Consider the following 18,540-nt stretch of genomic DNA (forward strand, 5'->3'; position numbering starts at 1 on the left):
AAGGCATGAGCAAGCACTCTCCGGAATCCCAGGACCTCGACGCGCCGCTGCGTGAGCAGCTCGACTTTGCCGGGACCGATACGTTGCTGCGCGATGACGTGCGCCGGCTGGGCGGGATGGTCGGCGAGATGCTGTCCGAACAGGTATCGCCGGCGTTGCTGGCGCAGGTGGAGACGGTGCGGCGGGCGGCGATCGCGCGGCGCGAGAGCGGGGCGCCGATCGATGAGCTGGCCGGGCACCTGGCCGCCGTGTCGCTGGACGACGCCGATGCGCTGGTGCGTGCGTTCTCGGCGTGGTTCAGCGCGATCAACCTGGCCGAGCGGGTGCACCGCATCCGCCGCCGTCGCGACCACCAGCGCAGCGACGAGGGGCCGCAGCCGGGCGGGCTGGAGGCGGTGCTCGGCGCGCTGCATGCCGATGGCGTGACGCTCGGCGAGCTGCAGGCACTGCTGCCCGCGCTGTGGGTGGAGCCGGTGTTCACCGCGCATCCCACCGAGGCCGTGCGCCGCGCGCTGCTGGCCAAGGAGTCGGTGATCGTGGAGCGGCTGGTGGCCGACATCGACCGCACGCGCACGCCGGACGAGCGCCGCAGCGACGAGTCGCGCATCCGCCAGGCGCTGGCCACCACCTGGCAGACCTCGGAAGCGCCACCGCTGAAGCCCACCGTGACCGACGAGGTCGAACACATCGGCCACTACCTCGGCGTGCTGTTTCGGGTGCTGCCGGCGTTCTACGAAGTGTTCGCCGATGCCGTGGACGCCATCTGGGGCGAGCGCATCGCGCTGCCCAACGTGTTGCGCTTCGGCACCTGGGTGGGCGGCGACATGGACGGCAACCCCAACGTGGGCGCCGACACCATCGAGGCCGCGCTGGCCGCGCAGCGCGCGCAGGTGCTGGGCCAGTACCGCGCGGAGCTGGCGGCGCTGGGCCAGGTGCTTACCCAGAGCCGCGGCCGCGCCGGCGTGGACGACGCGGTGGACGCACGGCTCGCCGCGTACAAGGCGCTGATGCCAAAGGCCGCGGCGCGCCTGCGCGCGCGCCAGGCGGACATGCCCTATCGGCAGCTGATGGAGCTGATGTCGGCGCGGCTGGCGGCGACCGCAGCCGACGAGGGCGCGCCGGCCGGCGCGGCATATGCCGGCGTGGACGACTTCCTCGACGACCTCGGGCTCATCGACGCCAGCCTTGCGCACCATCGCGGCCAGCACGCGGGCCTGTTCGCGCTGCGGCGCCTGTTGCGGCGCGTGCGCAGCTTCGGCTTCCACCTCGCCGCACTCGACCTGCGCCAGGACTCGGCCGCGCACGATGCCGCGCTCGCCGCGCTGGAAGGTGACGACGACTGGGCCACGCAGCCGCTCGACGCGCGCCTCGCGCGCCTGCATGCGCTGATCGATGCGCCGCAGCCGCGCGTGCCGGCCGCCGACGCCGCCAAGGCCGCGCTCGACGTGTTCCGTGCGGTGACCACCGCGCGCGCGCGCTACGGCGACGCCGCCTTCGGCCCCTATATCGTCAGCATGAGCCGCAGTGCCGCCGATGCACTCGCGGTGCTGGCGCTGGCGCGCATCGCCGGCTGCGTCGAGGGCGACGGCGCAGGCGAAGTGCCGCTGGATGTCGCGCCGTTGTTCGAGACCGTCGACGACCTCGATGCCGCCGCCGGCGTGATGCACGCACTGTTCGACGACCCGGTGTACCGCCGCCACGTGCGCGCCCGCGGCGATCGCCAGATCGTGATGCTCGGTTATTCCGACAGCGCCAAGGACAGCGGCCTGCTGGCTTCGCGCTGGGCGCTGCAGCGTGCGCAGGTCGACCTGATGCGGCTGGCGCGCGAGGCCGGCGTGCGCCTGGTGTTCTTCCACGGCCGCGGCGGCTCGGTAAGCCGCGGCGGCGGCAAGACCGAACGCGCGATCATCGCCGCGCCGCGCGGCACCGTCGACGGCCGCCTGCGCGTCACCGAGCAGGGCGAGGTGATCCACCGCAAGTACGGCATCCGTGCACTCGCGCTGCGCAACCTCGAGCAGATGACCGGCGCGGTGCTGCGCGCCAGCCTGCGGCCGCGTTCGCCGGAGCCGCGCGTGCAGGCCTGGCGTGCGATCGCCGATCGCCTGTCCGCGGACTCGCGCGCCTGCTACCGCGCGCTGGTGCACGAGGATCCCGGCTTCAACGCCTACTTCCGCGCGGCGACGCCGGTGGACGTGATCGAGCGCCTGCAGATCGGCTCGCGGCCATCGCGGCGCCGCGATGGCGGCATCGCCAACCTGCGCGCCATTCCCTGGGTGTTCGCCTGGTCGCAGAACCGCTCCGGGCTGACCGGCTGGTATGGCGTGGGCCATGCGCTGCAACGCGGCATCGACGAGCACGGCCTCGACGCCATGGCCGAGCTCGCGCGCGACTGGCATTTCTTCGCCGCCATGCTCGACGACGTGGAAATGCTGCTGGCCAAATCCGACCTCGCCATCTTCGAGCGCTACTCGCGCCTGGCCGGTGACGCCCATGACGTGTTTTTCCCGGGCATCGCCGCGGAGTTCGCGCGCACCCGCGACAGCATCCTGGCCATCAAGGGCGCCGACAGGCTGCTGGCGGGCGATTACCGCCTGCGCCTGTCGATCCGCCTGCGCAATCCCTACGTCGACCCGATCAGCCTGCTGCAGGTGGAGCTGCTGCGCCGCTGGCGCGCGGGCGGCAGCGCGGATGACGCGACCCTGCGCGCGCTGTTCGCGACCGTCAACGGCATCGCGGCCGGGGTGCAGAACACCGGCTGAGCGGCGCTAGACTTCGCGGACCCGACCACGGAACCGCCGCCATGTCCGCACCGCGCGAAGAACTCGTCTTCCACACCCACCCCATGTCGCGCGGCCGCATCGTGCGCTGGATGCTCGAAGAGCTGGGCGTCGAATACCGCACGGTGGTGCAGGAGTACGGCGGCAGCATGAAGTCGGCCGAGTACCTGGCCATCAACCCGATGGGCAAGGTGCCGGCGCTGCAGCACCGCGGCGTGGTGGTCACCGAAGCCGCGGCGATCTGCGCCTATCTTGCCGACGCCTTCCCGCAGGCCGGCCTGGCCCCGGCGCTGGACGACCCGGCGCGCGGGACCTACCTGCGCTGGATGTTCTTCGCCGCCGGCCCGGTGGAGGCCGCCGTCAGCGCGCGCGCGATGGGGTTGCTGGCGCCCGCCGAAAAGGCCGGCATGGTCGGCTACGGCAGCTACGAGCACACCGTTGATGCGCTGGAGCAGGCGGCCGCGGCGGCATCGCCGTGGCTGTTGGGCGAGCGCTTCAGCGCGGCCGATGTCTACGTCGGTGGCCAGGTCGACTTCGGCCTGGGATTCAAGTCGATCCCGGAGCGCCCGGCGTTCACCGCCTGGGCCGAACGCCTGCGCGCGCGGCCGGCCTACCAGCGGGCGCAGGCGCTGGACAATGCGCTGATGCCCGCGCGCGGCTAGCCCGGCTTTTCGGGCAGCCGCCGCGGTTTCGGCTTGGCCTTCGGTTTCGGCTCCGGCATCAGCGCGGCAGTGTCGAGCAGGAGCTGCTTCAGCGCTTCGGCATCGTCCAGCAGTTCATCGGCGACGGGATAGTCCTTCGCGCCGGGATACGGAGGCCGCAGTGGCAGGCCCGGTGCCAGGCGCGCCACTGCGGCGGAGGGTTTCACGAACAGGCTGTTGTCGCAGGCGAAAGCCACGACCTTGCCGTCCACGTAGACCGCGTACTCGCCGAACAGCTTCCTGTGGGTCAGGCGCTCGCCAAGCGCGGCCTGTTCGGCGATGTAGGCGAGGAAGTGCGGGTCGGTGGCCATGCGGGGATCGGTTGTTGCCCTGGGGCGATGGGTGGATGGTGCATGCATCGTCTTCCTTGGCCGCGCTCCCGGTCAAGTGTCGGCTGGTATACTCCCCCCCACTATCAACCGGGCCGCCCGCAGTGCCGCATTCGCCAGAGGAAAAGAAGAAGGTCCTCGCCCGCGTGCGCCGAATCCGCGGCCAGTGCGACGCGCTCGACCGCGCGCTTGGGGCCGGCGCCGACTGCGCGCCGGTGCTGCAGCAGATCGCGGCCATCCGCGGCGCGGTCAACGGGTTGATGAGCGAAGTGCTCGAGTCTCACCTGCGCGAGCAGTTCGGGCAGCCGGCGGCCGACGCGTCCGACCGCGACGCGCGCGTCGCCGAAATGACCGGCCTGATCCGTTCCTATCTGAAATGACCCATATCAAGCCGCCACGGCACCTCCGCGCCGCGGCCGCCGACCACGCCATTGCATTGCAGGAGTTGAAACCATGAAATCCCGTGCCGCCGTCGCCTTTGCCGCAGGCCAGCCGCTGCAGATCGTCGAGCTCGACGTCGCCCCGCCGCAGAAGGGCGAAGTGCTGGTGAAGATCACCCACACCGCGCTCTGCCACACCGACGCCTTCACCCTGTCCGGCGACGATCCGGAAGGCGTGTTCCCGGCGGTGCTCGGACATGAGGGCGCGGGCATCGTGGTCGAGGTCGGCGAGGGCGTGACCAGCGTGCAGCCCGGCGATCACGTGATTCCGCTGTATACCGCCGAGTGCGGCGAATGCCTGTTCTGCAAGTCGGGCAAGACCAACCTGTGCGTCGCCGTGCGCGCAACGCAGGGCAAGGGCGTGATGCCCGACGGCACGACCCGCTTCAGCTACAACGGCGAGCCGGTCTACCACTACATGGGCTGCTCGACCTTCAGCGAATACACGGTGGTCGCCGAGGTTTCGCTGGCCAAGGTGAACCCGGACGCGAACCCCGAGCACACCTGCCTGCTCGGCTGCGGCGTGACGACCGGCATCGGCGCGGTGCACAACACCGCCAAGGTGCAGGAAGGCGACACGGTGGCGGTGTTCGGCCTCGGCGCCATTGGACTTGCGGTGATCCAGGGCGCGGTGCAGGCCAAGGCCGGGCGCATCATCGCCATCGACACCAACCCGTCCAAGTTCGCGCTGGCCACCGAGATGGGCGCCACCGACTGCGTCAACCCGAAGGACCACGACAGGCCGGTGCAGCAGGTGGTCGTGGAGATGACCGGCTGGGGCGTGGACCACAGCTTCGAGTGCATCGGCAACGTCAACGTGATGCGCGCCGCACTCGAGTGCGCGCACCGCGGCTGGGGCCAGAGCGTGATCATCGGCGTGGCGGGCGCGGGGCAGGAGATCAGCACGCGCCCGTTCCAGCTGGTCACCGGCCGCAAGTGGCTGGGCACCGCGTTCGGCGGGGTGAAGGGACGCACGCAGCTTCCGGGCATGGTCGAGGACGCGATGCGCGGCGACATCCAGCTGGCGCCGTTCGTGACGCATACGCTGCCGCTGGAGCGCATCAACGAGGCCTTCGACCTGATGCACGAAGGCAAGTCGATCCGCACCGTCATCCACTACTGAGGTCTGCCATGGAACGCATTGAACACCGCGCCAGCTTCGGTGGCTGGCAGGACGTCTACCGGCACCGCTCCGAGGTACTCGGCTGCGACATGACCGTCGGCGTGTACTTCCCGCCGCAGGCCGCCGACGGCCCCTGCCCGGTGCTGTACTGGCTCTCGGGCCTGACCTGCAACGAGCAGAACTTCATCACCAAGGCCGGCGCGCAGCGCCATGCCGCCGAGCACGGGATCATCATCGTCGCGCCGGACACCAGCCCGCGCGGCAACGACGTGCACGACGCCGAGGGCTACGACATCGGCAAGGGCGCGGGTTTCTACGTCAACGCCACGCAGGCGCCGTGGGCGGCGCACTACCGCATGTACGACTACATCGTCGACGAGCTGCCGGCGTGGGTGGAAGCCGATCCGTCGGCCAGCGACGCGCGCGCGATCAGCGGCCATTCCATGGGCGGCCACGGCGCGCTGACCATCGCCCTGAAGAACCCGGGCCGCTACCGCAGCGTGTCGGCGTTCTCGCCGATCGTGGCGCCGAGCCAGGTGCCGTGGGGCGAGAAGGCGTTCGCTGCCTACCTCGGCGACGACCGCGCAGCGTGGAAGCGGCACGACGCGGTCGAACTGGTGAAGTCGGCAAAGGAAAAGCTGCCGCTGCTGGTCGACCAGGGCGATGCCGACGAATTCCTCGCCACCCAGCTGCGCCCCGAGCTGCTGCAGGCCGCCTGCGCAGCGGCGGACCATCCGCTGCAGCTGCGCATGCAGCCGGGCTACGACCACAGCTACTACTTCATCGCCAGCTTCATCGGCGAGCACATCGCGCACCACGCCAGGGCGCTGCGCTCCGCGTAAGCCGCTTGTCCGCTGATCCGCTCGGGTTCAAGCTTCGAGCCTGTCGAAGCGCAGGGGAGAGCGATCATGGAAACAGGTTCGATGAAGGTGCCGACGAGTATCTGGATCGTCGGCGTGCTGGCGCTGCTGTGGAACCTGATCGGAGTGGCGGCGTTCACCATGCAGGTGGCGATGCCGGAGCAGGCGCTCGCGGCGATGCCCGCCGACCAGCGCGCGATCTACGAGGCCACGCCTGCCTGGCTGTATCTCTTCTACGGCCTGGCGACCATTGGCGGTGTGCTCGGGTCCATCGGCCTGCTGCTGCGCAGGCGCTGGGCGGTGCCTGTGTACCTGCTGGCGCTGGTGGCCCTGGTGGTGCAGGTGCTCGCCAGCTTCGCGGTCACGCCGGCGTGGACCACGGGGGGTGTCTCAAGCCTCGGTTTCCCGGTGCTCCTGGTGGCGATCGCGCTCGGCCTGTGGTGGTTCGCGCGCTACATGGCCGCGCGCGGGGTCCTGCGCTGATCCGTGGTATCGCTCTGCCGTCGCCCAACCCCCACCGTGTAATCGGTCACGGCGAAGCGGCCGTCGCGCAGGGCCGTGGCGCCGCGCACCAGTTGCAGCGGCGCGGTGAACATCGGGCCGTCGCTCACGCAGGTGTGGAATTCGCCGTTCTCGCCGCAGGGGTCGACGGCCGCGGGTAGCGTATCCAGCAAGTCGGCGTCGAAATCGCGGCCGCTGAAGGCGGCATCGAGCTGCGTGGTGTCGACGCAGCACAGCTGCGCGCGCAACCCGCCGGCGAGCATGTCGCGCGCAAGCGCCGCGCTGTCGGCGCCGAACAGCGGGAACAGCGCGCTCCAGCCCAGCCGCGCGCACAGGGCTTCGCGCCAGCCGCGGATGTCGGCCAGCAGCAGGTCGCCGAAGGCGATGCGGGTGATGCCGGGCCAGCGCGCCCGCGCTTCGGCGAGCGTGGCGGCGAAGGCGGCTGCGTAGCAGGCGTTGTCGCAGCCGTCCGGTATGCGCATTTCCAGCAGCGGCAGCCGGGTAGCCGCGGCCTGCGCGTGCAGCACGTCGGCGCGCACGTGCTGCAGCGATGCGCGCTCCTCGCCCGCGCTGATGGTGGACAGCAGGCCGACCACGTCGACCTCGCCGCGCTGGCGCAGGGCCTGCAGCGCCCAGGCCGCGTCCTTGCCGCCGCTCCAGGCCAGCAGTGCGACGGGCCGCGGCGCCACGCCGTTCAGCCGGCGCGCACGTCGCGCAGTTCCCAGGCGCTGCCGGCCAGCAGGCGCATGCGGTGCTTGAAGACCGCGCCCGGCAGGACGGTGTCGGCGACCAGTTCCACGCGCGTCTCGCGCTGGGTGCCGGTGACGGTGGCGGATGAATCGATCACGCCAAGCGCGGGATCCACTTCGTCCGGTTCGTCCTGCGTGGCGCGCCAGCGCTGGAACAGGCCGTCGCCGCGCAGCGCGTCCTGCAGCTCGCGGGCAAAGGCGTCGGCACCCTGGGCAATGAAGGCGAACTCGCCCGCGGCGCGGGTGCGTTCCGGGTCGGGCAGGGCAATGAGGTAGCGCGTGGACATGGGCGTCTCCAAGGCTGCGTTGGCCCCAGCTTAGCCGGCGGCGGCGTGAGTCCGGCGTGCCCACCCCCGGCACGGCGGCGTCACGCCATCACGCAGTCACGGCGTGCCCAGGCGCTTGCGTTCCGCTTCACGCGCCTCGGCGCGCTCGCGGCTGCGGATGAAAAGCGGCACGCCGATGGTGATTCCGAACATGATCAGCGCGCCACCGATCGTGAGCCAGCCGACCGGCCGGGCGAACAGCTCGACGAAAACAGGATGCATGGCAGTCCCTCCCTCTGTGTATCCGGATCATCGGCCGTTGCAGGCCGGCGGGTGTTGACCGCGATCAAGGTCTGCGCGGTGCCTCGAGCGCTTCGACCACGGCCGATGCCACCAGCGCGGATGCGCGTGGGCCAAGATGGCCGTAGTCCCAGGTGGTGAGCTCGGCGGGCGTGTCGATGTAGGTCAGGCAGCCGCGCAGGTCGCACAGCGTGGCCAGTGCCGAGACATAGGTGACGTCGTCGCGACCGCTGAATGCGGTGCGCAGCGCGGCGTCCAGCGCATGCACCTCGGGAACGGTCTCGCCGCGCAGCCGCTGCGGCACCTGCAGGAACGGCTCCCGCGCATGGCGCTGCACGAGCAGCGCCGGCAGCCACGCGCGCCAGCGCGGCGCCGGCCCCAGCACCACCACCTGGCCCACGCCGGAGGCGTGCAGCGCTGCGATGCCGGGCTCGAGGTCCGCCAGCACCTGCGCCGGGTCCCGGTATTCGCGCCCGTTCCAGTAGGCGAACAGCAGCACGTAGTCCGGGCGCAGCGCAGCGATCCGCTGCAGCACGCGCGCGTTGTCGCTCCGGCACGGCTCCTTGCGGGGATCGACATAGGGCCGGCAGCCGCTGCGCGTGAACTGCGCCAGGCGCAGGCGGCCGTCCGCCACCTCGCGCATGCCCGGGTACAGCAGCGCGGAATGCGAATCGCCCCACAGCACCAGCAGCGGGCGTGGCGGCGAGGTCGGGGCGTCGACGCATTCGTCCGGGAATTCCGCCGGCTCGCCGGGCGCGCCGACCAGCGAACACGTCCCCTCGCGCGATGGCGCGCGCCAGTCGTAGCCGTAGTTGGCGTACTGCCGCACCGGTTCGCCGGCGCGCGACGCAACGCCCTGCAGCGCCCACAGCGCGAGGCCAGCCACCAGCACCATCGCCATCGCCGGCAGCAGCAGCCCCAGCGCGCGGCGCGCGCGCATGCGGTGCCGCAGCGGGCGTTCCACCAGCCACCAGGTCAGCCCCGCCAGCAACACGGCCAGCGCCACCAGCGCCAAGCGCAGGCCCGGTGCCACTTCGCCGGTGGCATGGATGCGCGCGAACGACAGCAGCGGCCAGTGCCACAGGTAGAGCGGATAACTGACCAGCCCGATCCACACCAGCGCGCGCAGCGACAGCAGCCGCTGCGCCAAGCGCGTGGCGGGCACCGCGGCGATCAGCAGCGTGGCACCGGCCACCGGCAGCAGCGCGCGCCAGCCCGGGAACGTCGACTGGTCGCTGAGGCCGACGCAGGCGGCGATGATCAGCGCGAGTCCGGCAAACGCCGCCAGTTCGGCGACCAATCGCGGGCGTTGCGGCACCGCGGTGGCTGCGGTGCCGCCCAGGCGGTGCGCCAGCCACGCGCCGGCCAGCAGCTCCCAGAAGCGGGTGAAGGGCAGGTAGAACGCGGCGCTCGCATCGCGCGGACTCAGCCACAGGCAATACGCCAGCGACAGCAGCCCGGCCACCAGCACCAGGCGGCGCGTGTCGACCCCGCGCATGGATGCCAGCACCAGCAGCGGCGGCCACAGCAGGTAGAACTGCTCTTCCACGCCGAGCGACCACAGGTGCAGCAGCGGCAGGGTCTCGGCCGCCGCGGCGAAATAATCGGTGTCGTGCCAGAACGCGAGGTTGGCGACGAAACCGGCGCTGGTCGCGGCATGGCGGCCGAGCGCGGCATAGTCGGCCGGCACCAGCAGCCACCAGCCGGCCACCAGGCACGCCGCCAGCACGACCACCAGCGCCGGGAACAGCCGCCGGATGCGGCGCACGTAGAACCCGCCGAACCCGAACGTGCCGGCGGCCAGGCCGTCGCGCAGGATGCCGGTGATCAGGAACCCGGAGATGACGAAAAACACGTCGACGCCGACGAAGCCCCCCGGCACGAGGCGCGGGAACGCGTGGTACGCGACCACCGCGAGTACGGCGATGGCGCGCAGGCCATCGACGTCCGCGCGGTAGCCGGGCGCCGCCCCCGGGGCCGCGCCTGCTGCCATCAGCGCGCCGGCGTGGGGTACGCGCGCGGCAGGTCACCGCGCGTGGCGTCCGGCGCGGGCCGCAGGTAGCGGTCGCGCAACTCGGTCTGCCGCGAGTGCATCTGGATCGCGCGGCCGTCGAACCACACCTGGCGGGCGACGCTGGCGACGTCGAGCGGGTCGCCGTCCCACAGCACCAGGTCGGCGCGCATGCCTGGCGCGATGCCGCCCAGCTCGCCGCCGACGCCGAACGCTTCGGCGGGCACGCGGGTCAGGCCCGCCAGGCCGTCTTCCCATGGCAGGCCGTGGGCGACCGCGTTGCCGGCCAGCTGGCGGATCTTGCGCGCGTTGTGCGAACTGTCGCCGGCCTGGCTGAAGCCGACGGTCGCGCCGGCCGCGCGCAGCCGCGCGGCGTTTTCCAGCGCCGCGTGGATGCGGTCGAAGTTGGACGGCAGGTTGTCGAGCGGGTCGACGAACACCGGCACCCTGGCCGCGGCCAGTTCCGGCGCCACGCGCCAGGCCTCGCCACCGCCGCGGATCGCGACCTGCACGCCGTGGCGCTTCGACCAGCGCAGCAGCTCGCGGATGTCGGCGGCGCGGTCCACGCCCACCACCAGGCGCCCACCGCCGTCGAAATAGCGCTTCAGCGTGTCGCGGCCGGCCGGCGTGAGCAGCGCCGCGTTGGAGCCCGCCGGGATCCGACCGCGCACTTCATCCACCAGCTGGTCGAGCAGCATCCACTGCGCCGCGCGCGAGCCGCCGGCGAGGCCCGCGGCACGGCCGCCGCCGAGCTGCACGAACAACAGCTTCGGGCCCGCCGGCTGGTCGCTGCCATCCAGGCGCATCACCGCGCCCTGGCCGCCGATGATCGAGCCGCCCTCGCCGGTGCCGGCCGCGAGCAGGGTGAAGCCAAGCCCTTCCACGCGCGCCACCGGGACCAGCAGCGAGTCCGCGTTGTAGGCGAGCGTGACGTCGAACTCCGGCCGCACCACCATCTCCTTGGACGCCGCCCCGAGGGCGAGCGTGGTATCGGTGGTGGCATCCTCGCCGGACACCTCGTCGATGCCGATCGCGGTGATGCCGGCGAACAGCGCCGGGGTGACCGGCTTGCCGTTGGCCTCGACCACCGTGGCGCCGGCCGCATCCAGCCCGGTGCCGACCGCGGCGATGCGGCCGTTGCGCACCAGCACGTCCGCGCCCTGCAGCGTGCCGCGCGCGGTGGCGGTGTGCACGGTGGCGTTGCGGATCAGCAGGTCCTGCGCCAGCGCGGGCATGGTGGCCACAAGCAGCGCGAGGGCCGCGAGCGGCGCGAAGCGGCGCGTGCCGCGCACGGCGCTCATCGGCCACCTCCGGCAGCCGCGCCCCGGCCAAGCATGAAGTCCGAGCGCGGCTGGCGCGACGGGTCGTGGCGGTCATACATGCGCGCGCCGTCGATCCACACCTGCTCGGCGAGCGCGTAGGAGCTGAAGGGGTTGCCGTTCCACAGCACCACGTCGGCGCGCTTGCCGGCCTCGAGCGTGCCGGTCTGGTCGAGGATGCCCATCGACTGCGCCGGGTTGCGCGTGATCCAGCGGATCGCGCGTTCCGGCGCGATGTCGATGCCGGCGCGGCGCGCGCTGGCCATCACCTTGGCCGACTCCTGGTTGAGGCGCTGGATGCCCTCCTCGGAATCCGAGTGCACGATGGCGCAGCCGTTCACTGCGCGGTCGACGATCGCCACGTTCTCCTGGATGCCGTCGAAGGCCTCCATCTTGAAGCCCCACCAGTCGGCCCAGAGCGCGCCGCAGACGCCGTCGGCGCCGAGCCGGTCGGCGATCTTGTAGGCCTCCACGCCATGGTGGAACGCCGCCACCTTGAAGCCGAACTCGTCGGCGAGGTCGAGCATGGTGACCATCTCGTCGGCGCGGTAGCAGTGGATGTGCACCAGGATCTCGCCGTCCATCGCCGCGGCCAGGGTCTCCAGCTTCAGGTCGCGCTTGCCGGCCTTGTCGCCGCCGGCACTGCGCTTGGCGCGGTAGTCGGCGGCATCGATGAACGCGGCGCGGTAGCCGGCCACGTTGCCCATGCGCGTCGCGGGGCCGCCCTTCTGGCCATAGACGCGCTTGGGGTTCTCGCCGCAGGCCATCTTCAGCCCGTGCGGCGCATCCGGGAATTTCATGCCCTGGTAGCTGGTGGCCGGCACGTTGCGCAGGGTCACGCCGCGGCCGCCGACCAGGTTGGCCGAGCCGGGCAGGATCTGCAGGCTGGTCACACCGCCGGCGAGCGCGGCGTGGAAGCCGGGATCCTGGGGCCACACCGAGTGCTCGGCCCACACCGCGGCGGTGACCGGCGAGGTCGCCTCGTTGCCGTCGCTGTGCGAGCGCGTGCCCGGGCTCGGGTAGACGCCGAGGTGGGAGTGCACGTCGATGATGCCGGGCGTGACCCACTTGCCGCTGCCGTCCACGCGCACCGCGTCGGCGGGCGCGTCGATCCCGCGGCCCACGGCGACGATGCGGCCGTCGCGCATCAGCACGTCGGCGCCGTCGAGGCGTTCGCCGGTGCCGGTGAGCACGGTGGCGCCGGTGACCAGCACCGGCGCGCTGGCGATTGCGCGGTAGGTGCTGGGATAGGCGTCGCCGGTGCTGCTGGCGCCAGGCTTCGCGCCGGCGTCGCGCGGGCCTGCGGCGCTGGTGCTGGCGCAGCCCGCGGCCAGCGCGGTGGCCAGCGCCGCGGCCAGCGCGGCGTGCATCGGATGCTTCATGGTGCGTTCCCCCGAATGGTCGCCCACCCTAGCCGGCCCGTGCGTCGGGCCGCAATGTGCGGAAGGTGGGGGCCGCCGTCCGCCTTCGCCGCGCGTGCAAGAATGTTCCGCAAAAAAGGAGCATGGGATGAAAGAGAAGGACGAGATCGTCAACAACTGGCTGCCGCGCTACACCGGCGTTCCGCTTGACGGATTTGGCGAGCACATCCTGCTGACCAACTTCGGCGGTTACCTGGGGCACTTCAGCCGCATGACCGGCGCCGAGGTGGTCGGCATGGACCGGCCGATGCCGAGCGCCACGGCGGACGGCATCACCATGATCAACTTCGGCATGGGCAGCCCGAACGCGGCGACCATGATGGACCTGCTGTCGGCGATCAAGCCGAAGTCGGTGCTGTTCCTCGGCAAGTGCGGCGGGCTGAAGCGCAAGAACCAGCTCGGCGACCTGATCCTGCCGATCGCGGCGATCCGCGGCGAGGGCACCAGCGACGACTACCTGCCGCCGCAGGTCCCGGCGCTGCCGGCGTTCGCGCTGCAGCGCGCGGTGTCCACGATGATCCGCGACCTGGGCCTCGATTACTGGACCGGCACGGTCTACACCACCAACCGGCGGGTGTGGGAGCACGACGAGGCGTTCAAGGAGCGGCTGCGGGCGATGCGCTGCATGGCGATCGACATGGAGACGGCAACCATCTTTGCGGCGGGCTTCGCCAACCGCATTCCGTGCGGGGCGCTGCTGCTGGTCAGCGACCAGCCGATGATCCCGGAAGGGGTGAAGACCGAGGCGTCGGACGCGCGGGTGAGCATCGAGTACGTGGAGAGCCACATCCAGGTCGGCATCGAGGCACTGCGGTTGATCCGCCGCCATGGCAAGTCGGTGCGCCACATGAGGTTCGACGAGTGACGATGCCGGCGCCGGGCGAGGTCGTTGCGTTCTGGCGCGAGGCGGGGCCTGCGAAGTGGTTCGCGCGCGACGACGGGTTCGATGCGCAGCTGCGCGGACGCTTCGAGGCGGCTCACTTCGCGGCGGGGCGGCGGGGGCTCGAGCACTGGATGGCGTCGGCGGAGGGTGCGCTGGCGCTGTTGCTCCTGCTCGACCAGGTGCCGCGCAACATCTTTCGTGACAGTGGGCATGCGTACGCGTGCGATTCGCTGGCGCGGCATTACGCAGTGCGGATGCTGGACGCGGGGCTCGATCTCGAGGTCGATCCGGCGCTGCGGGTGTTCTGCTATCTGCCGTTCGAGCACTCGGAGGACCTGGCCGACCAGGAGCGCTGCGTGGCGCTGGTGCGCGGGCTGGATCCGGAGTTCCTGCGCTATGCGGTGGAGCATCGGGACGTGATCGCGGTGTTCGGGCGGTTCCCGCATCGCAACCGGGCCTTGGGGCGGGAGAGTACGGCCGCCGAGGCGGCGTGGCTGGAGGCTGGCGGGGGCTTCTAGATTTGTTGGGGTCCGGCGGGGCTGACCACGCACGCCGGCACGCTTCGCTGGCGTTCCGAGGCGTGCGCGCACCGACATGCGCGGTCAGCCTTTGGTGGGCCGTCGCGGATGCTGGCGACGTCCTGGTTTATGGCGGGGCTGCCCACGCATGCCGGCGCTCTTCGCTTGCGTTCCGAGGCGTGCGAGCACCGACATGCGCGGTCAGCCGGCGGTGGGCTGTCGCGGGTTGTGGCGATGTGCGGCGTCACAGCAATGTGTGGAATCGCCGGACGTCCCACTCATCCAGGCAAGAGCACCGTCCCGTCCCTGCCCTCTCCCACTGCAGCAGGATCACGAGGAGGCCAAGGCCGCACGCCCGCAAGCGCACGCCTCGGAACGCCAGCGAAGCTTGTGGGCGTGCGGCCTTGGCCGGAACTTGGGCCAGGCGAAAGCACCCCTCAGTAGCGGGGGATGGTGCTGTCGACGTGCTGGCTCCAGGCGTCGATGCCGCCTTCGATGTTGTAGACCTCGCGGAAGCCGAGCTGGCGGAAGCGTTCGGCGGCCTGGCCGCTGCGGCCGCCGTGGTGGCAGAGGAAGGCGAGCGGGGTGTCTTTCGGGAGTGCTTCGAGCGCGGCGGGGCCGTCGTCGAGGGTCATGAAGGGGGCGGTGACGGCGGCTTGCGCGCGTTCGTCGGCCGGGCGCACGTCGACCAGGCGGACGGTGCCATCGCTGGTGCGGGCCTGGGCGTCGACCGGGGACATGGGTCGTACCGGGGGGATGGCGTTGGGGTTGTCGACCACCAGGCCGCGGCCGCGGGTGTCGTCGGCCCAGTCGATGGTGACGCCGTCGGCGCGACGCGCGGCGGGGGCGTCGACCTGGACGCGCACGCCGTCGCATTCGACGGTGATGGCGGCGGCTTCCGGCTGGGCGAGGGCGAGGCGGGTGCGGTAGTTGGGGTCGATGTCGAGCTTGACCACGAGGTCGCCGCCGGCGTCGTCGATTGCCTTGCGCAGCACGGCGTGCGCGGCCGGGGTGACGGTGACGGTGGGCGGTGTGCGGTCGGGGGCGGGCAGGCCGAGGGCGCTGTGCAGTTCGCCGGAGTTGGACATCTGTTCGATGATGTCGCTGCCGCCGACCAGTTCGCCGTCGATGTACAGCTGCGGAATGGTGGGCCAGTCGCCGTAGGCCTTGATGCCTTCGCGGATCTCGGGGTCGGCCAGCACGTTGATGTGCGCGTAGGGAGTTTCAAGCGCAGTCAGGGCGGCGACGGCCTTGGCGGAAAAGCCGCACTGCGGGGCGCGCGGGTCGCCCTTCATGAACAGCACGATGCGGTTGGCCTGCAGGAGGTCTTCGATGCGCTGGCGGAGCTGGGGGTCGAGGGACATGGCGGCAACCGCATGGAGAGGGGCCGTCTAGGGTACCCCTTCGCCTCCGGCGGCGGCCTTGACGCATGTCATCATGCGGCGATGCCTGCGCCGCCTCCGCCCCCGTTGCATCGTGTTCCGCGCCGCCCGCATGCGTGGTTGTTGGCGGCGCTGGTGGCGCACGGACTGGTGGCGTGGCTGTGGTGGCGCGCGGGCTGGACATGGGGGCTGGCGGCGCTGGTGGGGCTGCACCTGGCGTTCGTGTGGGGCACGCTGCGGCCCGGATCGCGGCTGTTCGGACCGGTGCTGCGGCGCCTGCCCGCGGGCTCACCCGAGGTCTGGCTGACGATCGACGACGGGCCCTCCGACGACACGCCGGCCATCCTCGATCTGCTGGACGCGCACGCGGCGCGGGCGACGTTCTTCCTGGTCGGTGCGCGTGCCGAGGCGCGGCCCGCGCTGGTGCGCGAGATCGCGGCGCGCGGGCATGGCATCGGCAACCACAGCCAGCGCCATCCGCAGGCGCGCTTCTGGGCCCTCGGGCCGGCGGCGATGCGCCGCGAGATCCTCGAGTGCCAGGCGACGCTGGCACGCATCACCGGGCGCGCGCCGCGCTGGTTCCGGGCGGTGGTGGGCCACGCCAATCCGTTCGTGCATGCGCCGCTGCGCGAGGCCGGGCTGGCGCGGGTGGCATGGAGCGCTCGCGGCTATGACGCCGTGGAATCCGATCCGGTACGCATCGCGCAACGCGTGGCGCGCGGCCTTGCGCCCGGCGCCATCGTGCTTCTGCATGAGGGTGCGCCGCACGGGCGCAGCGTCGAGGCGGTGGCGGAGGTGCTGCGCGCGGTGGAGGCCGCGGGCTACCGCGCGGCCTTGCCGCCCGACTGAGGCGGCGGGGCGGCCTGCAGTCCGTACTCGACCATCGCCAGGAGGCGTTCGGTCAGTGCCGCGCGCTGCGCCGGATCGGTGCCACGCAGCGGTCCTTCAAGCATGAACAGCGCCAGGCCGTGCACCGCCGACCAGGCCAGGAACTCCGCTTGGGGGCGTTGCGCGGCGGGCAACAGGCCCGCGCCGGCCATCGCGTCCAGCGCCAGGCCGAGCATGCCGAACGGGCCCAGCCCGCGTGCACCGGCGGCGGCCGGCTCCGCAGGCAGCGGGTCGCCGGTGGTGCCGGACGCGAAGGCGGTGCGGAACATGCCGGTTTCGCGCTGCGCATAGGCCACGTAGGCGCGTCCGACCGCAGCCAGCATGGCGCGCGCGCGGGGCTTTGCCGTCCGCAGCGCTTCGGCATGCGCGATCTCGTCCTCCATCGCGCGCGCGGTCTCGGCCAGCGCCACGGCGCGCACCGCGGCGAACAGTTCGCCATGGCCGCTGAAGTGGCGGTACGCGGCATTCGGCGCCACGCCGGCGCGGCGCGTGGCCTCGCGCAGGACGATCGCGTCGGGGCCGCCTTCACGCGCAAGCGCTACCGCGGCGTCGACCAGTGCGTTGCGCAGGTTGCCATGGCGGTAGGTCTTGCGCGGACGCGGCGCTGGTGCGGTGCGGATTGACATGTGGACAGTGTCCAGTTTAGCTTCCGCGAACACAAGTGAACGGTGTTCACATTGAGCGCCGCACGACGGTCCGGAGGACACGATGGAAGGATGCGCGAAGGGCAATCCGGTGGTCTGGTTCGAGATCCACGCCCGCGACCTCGCGAAGGCGAAGGCCTTCTACGAGGCGATGCTCGACACCACGCTCGAACCCCTGGCCGATCCAACCGCGGAAGGGACCGTGGCGATGTTCGCGTTCCCGGCCGATCCGCAGGGCTTCGGCGCCGGCGGCGCGCTGGTGCACGCGCCCGATGCGCAGCCGTCCGCGGGCGGCCTGATGGTGTACTTCGGCAGCGATGACTGCGCGGCGCCGCTGGCCCGCGCGCTGGCCGCGGGCGGCCGCGAGGTGTCGGGCAAGGAATCCATCGGGCCCTACGGCTTCTGCGCGGTCGTCGCCGATCCCGACGGCAACCACGTCGGCCTGCATTCGATGGCCTGACACCCCGGACGACACCCACCGGGTGCCTCCCACCATTCACTGGAGGATGACATGAGCTACATCGACGGTTTCGTGCTCGCGGTGCCCACCGCGCGCAAGCAGGAGTTCATCGACCACGCCAACGAGGGTGATCCGATGTTCATGGACCGTGGCGCGCTGCGCGTGCTCGAGTGCTGGGCCGACGACGTGCCCGACGGCAAGGTCACCGACTTCCGCCGTGCGGTGCAGGCCAGGGACGACGAGTCGGTGGTGTTCTCGTGGATCGAGTGGCCCGACAAGGCGACGCGCGATGCGGCGATGAAGGACATGATGGACGACCCGCGCGCGGATCCGGCGAAGAACCCGATGCCGTTCGACGGCAAGCGGATGATCTTCGGCGGCTTTTCGCCGGTGGTCACGATGGGCGCGGCGCTGGCGGGGGAGGCAGGCGCGTGAGTGCCTGCAGCGCGATCTACATCAACCTGCCGGTCGCGGATCCGGGGCGCTCGCGGTCGTTCTTCGAAGGGCTCGGATTCGCCATCAATCCGCAATTCTCCGATGCCAACGCGACCTGCGTGGTGCTCGGCGACAACATGTACGCGATGCTGCTGGCGCGCGATTTCTTCGCGGGCTTCTGCACCCGGCCGGTCGGCGATCCCGCCGCGTCCACGGCGGTGCTGACCTGCCTGCACCTGGGGGCGCGGGACGAGGTGGACGCGATGGTGGCGCGGGCGTCATCGTCCGGCGGCGCGTCGCATCGGGAGCCGGCAGACCACGGGTGGATGTACCAGTCCGCCTTCCGTGATCCGGACGGAAACGTGTGGGAGTTGATGGCGACCACAGGGGATCCGCCGTGGGGGTAAGTGTGAACATCGTCGCTGCTGGCTGATCGCGCGGCGGCTGACCGCACATGCCGACATTCTTCGCTGGCGTTCCGAGGCGTGCGAATGCCGGCATGCACGGCCAGCCGGTGTTGGGCTGCGGCGGGT

Annotated in this window: 21 protein-coding genes; 12 read left to right on the forward strand and 9 right to left on the reverse strand. The window is 71.6% G+C overall.

Annotation, left to right across the window (positions count from 1 at the left end):
• Positions 1–5 precede the first annotated feature (5 nt).
• Positions 6–2,759, forward strand: coding sequence for a phosphoenolpyruvate carboxylase (ppc, locus tag IDM46_RS01445; protein WP_185114617.1), 2,754 nt, complete (start codon positions 6–8; stop codon positions 2,757–2,759).
• 41 nt (positions 2,760–2,800) lie between these two features.
• On the forward strand, positions 2,801–3,439 hold the full coding sequence (locus tag IDM46_RS01450; RefSeq protein ID WP_182823231.1) for a glutathione S-transferase family protein: 639 nt from the start codon (positions 2,801–2,803) through the stop codon (positions 3,437–3,439).
• Here IDM46_RS01450 and IDM46_RS01455 read toward each other — a convergent pair.
• Positions 3,436–3,789 carry a TfoX/Sxy family protein gene (locus IDM46_RS01455; RefSeq protein WP_185114618.1) on the reverse strand — a complete coding sequence of 118 codons (354 nt, stop codon included), beginning with the start codon at positions 3,787–3,789 and terminating at the stop codon, positions 3,436–3,438. The genes IDM46_RS01450 and IDM46_RS01455 overlap by 4 nt on opposite strands.
• A 122-nt stretch (positions 3,790–3,911) precedes the next feature.
• On the opposite strand from IDM46_RS01455, the gene frmR reads away from it, so the two are divergent.
• From frmR to IDM46_RS01475, 4 genes are all read left to right on the forward strand, one after another.
• Positions 3,912–4,187 (forward strand): formaldehyde-responsive transcriptional repressor FrmR, encoded by a 276-nt coding sequence (gene frmR / locus IDM46_RS01460; RefSeq protein ID WP_182823227.1) that lies wholly within the window; start codon positions 3,912–3,914, stop codon positions 4,185–4,187.
• Between the two features lie 73 nt (positions 4,188–4,260).
• Positions 4,261–5,370, forward strand: coding sequence for an S-(hydroxymethyl)glutathione dehydrogenase/class III alcohol dehydrogenase (locus IDM46_RS01465; protein WP_185114619.1), 1,110 nt, complete (start codon positions 4,261–4,263; stop codon positions 5,368–5,370).
• Between the two features lie 8 nt (positions 5,371–5,378).
• Entirely contained in the window at positions 5,379–6,212 is an 834-nt protein-coding gene (gene fghA, locus IDM46_RS01470; protein WP_185114620.1) for an S-formylglutathione hydrolase, read from the forward strand.
• A 66-nt stretch (positions 6,213–6,278) separates the two neighbouring features.
• Positions 6,279–6,713 carry a sugar transporter gene (locus tag IDM46_RS01475; RefSeq protein WP_185114621.1) on the forward strand — a complete coding sequence of 145 codons (435 nt, stop codon included), beginning with the start codon at positions 6,279–6,281 and terminating at the stop codon, positions 6,711–6,713.
• Here IDM46_RS01475 and IDM46_RS01480 read toward each other — a convergent pair.
• From IDM46_RS01480 to IDM46_RS01505, 6 genes are all read right to left on the reverse strand, one after another.
• Positions 6,683–7,420: an ATP-binding protein gene (locus tag IDM46_RS01480; protein WP_185114622.1), complete on the reverse strand. Its 738-nt coding sequence runs from the start codon at positions 7,418–7,420 to the stop codon at positions 6,683–6,685. The genes IDM46_RS01475 and IDM46_RS01480 overlap by 31 nt on opposite strands.
• 5 nt (positions 7,421–7,425) lie before the next feature.
• Positions 7,426–7,767, reverse strand: coding sequence for a hypothetical protein (locus tag IDM46_RS01485; protein ID WP_182823217.1), 342 nt, complete (start codon positions 7,765–7,767; stop codon positions 7,426–7,428).
• A gap of 96 nt (positions 7,768–7,863) precedes the next feature.
• Entirely contained in the window at positions 7,864–8,028 is a 165-nt protein-coding gene (locus IDM46_RS01490; protein WP_182823215.1) for a hypothetical protein, read from the reverse strand.
• Positions 8,029–8,092: 64 nt separating this feature from the next.
• Positions 8,093–10,039 (reverse strand): acyltransferase family protein, encoded by a 1,947-nt coding sequence (locus IDM46_RS01495; RefSeq protein WP_185114623.1) that lies wholly within the window; start codon positions 10,037–10,039, stop codon positions 8,093–8,095.
• Positions 10,039–11,358, reverse strand: coding sequence for an amidohydrolase family protein (locus IDM46_RS01500; RefSeq protein WP_185114624.1), 1,320 nt, complete (start codon positions 11,356–11,358; stop codon positions 10,039–10,041). The genes IDM46_RS01495 and IDM46_RS01500 overlap by 1 nt, the downstream gene beginning before the upstream one ends.
• A complete protein-coding gene (locus IDM46_RS01505) occupies positions 11,355–12,746 on the reverse strand; it encodes an amidohydrolase (RefSeq protein WP_185115221.1) in 1,392 nt (463 codons plus the stop codon). Before IDM46_RS01505 ends, IDM46_RS01500 begins: the two co-directional genes overlap by 4 nt.
• Positions 12,747–12,885: 139 nt before the next feature.
• Here IDM46_RS01505 and IDM46_RS01510 point away from each other — a divergent pair, with 139 nt between their 5' ends.
• On the forward strand, positions 12,886–13,662 hold the full coding sequence (locus IDM46_RS01510) for an AMP nucleosidase (protein ID WP_182823209.1): 777 nt from the start codon (positions 12,886–12,888) through the stop codon (positions 13,660–13,662).
• Positions 13,663–13,664: 2 nt separating this feature from the next.
• Entirely contained in the window at positions 13,665–14,198 is a 534-nt protein-coding gene (locus tag IDM46_RS01515; protein WP_185115222.1) for a DUF924 family protein, read from the forward strand.
• Between the two features lie 437 nt (positions 14,199–14,635).
• Here IDM46_RS01515 and grxD read toward each other — a convergent pair whose 3' ends face one another.
• A complete protein-coding gene (gene grxD / locus IDM46_RS01520) occupies positions 14,636–15,562 on the reverse strand; it encodes a Grx4 family monothiol glutaredoxin (protein ID WP_185114625.1) in 927 nt (308 codons plus the stop codon).
• Positions 15,563–15,643: 81 nt separating this feature from the next.
• Here grxD and IDM46_RS01525 point away from each other — a divergent pair, with 81 nt between their 5' ends.
• Positions 15,644–16,429 carry a polysaccharide deacetylase family protein gene (locus tag IDM46_RS01525; protein WP_185114626.1) on the forward strand — a complete coding sequence of 262 codons (786 nt, stop codon included), beginning with the start codon at positions 15,644–15,646 and terminating at the stop codon, positions 16,427–16,429.
• Here the strand turns inward: IDM46_RS01525 and IDM46_RS01530 are convergent.
• Positions 16,402–17,094 (reverse strand): TetR-like C-terminal domain-containing protein, encoded by a 693-nt coding sequence (locus IDM46_RS01530; RefSeq protein WP_185114627.1) that lies wholly within the window; start codon positions 17,092–17,094, stop codon positions 16,402–16,404. The genes IDM46_RS01525 and IDM46_RS01530 overlap by 28 nt on opposite strands.
• An 82-nt stretch (positions 17,095–17,176) precedes the next feature.
• On the opposite strand from IDM46_RS01530, the gene IDM46_RS01535 reads away from it, so the two are divergent.
• Genes IDM46_RS01535 through IDM46_RS01545 form a run of 3 tightly spaced genes read left to right on the forward strand, consistent with a single transcriptional unit; the run spans position 17,177 to position 18,414 of the window.
• Positions 17,177–17,572 carry a VOC family protein gene (locus IDM46_RS01535; RefSeq protein WP_185114628.1) on the forward strand — a complete coding sequence of 132 codons (396 nt, stop codon included), beginning with the start codon at positions 17,177–17,179 and terminating at the stop codon, positions 17,570–17,572.
• 51 nt (positions 17,573–17,623) lie between these two features.
• Positions 17,624–18,007, forward strand: coding sequence for a DUF1428 domain-containing protein (locus IDM46_RS01540; RefSeq protein WP_185114629.1), 384 nt, complete (start codon positions 17,624–17,626; stop codon positions 18,005–18,007).
• The gene (locus IDM46_RS01545; RefSeq protein ID WP_185114630.1) at positions 18,004–18,414 is read left to right on the forward strand and encodes a VOC family protein; all 411 of its coding nucleotides are present in this window, start codon (positions 18,004–18,006) and stop codon (positions 18,412–18,414) included. The genes IDM46_RS01540 and IDM46_RS01545 overlap by 4 nt, the downstream gene beginning before the upstream one ends.
• The last annotated feature ends 126 nt before the right edge of the window (positions 18,415–18,540 follow it).

This window comes from Luteimonas sp. MC1825 (assembly GCF_014764385.1).
Lineage (GTDB): Bacteria > Pseudomonadota > Gammaproteobacteria > Xanthomonadales > Xanthomonadaceae > Luteimonas.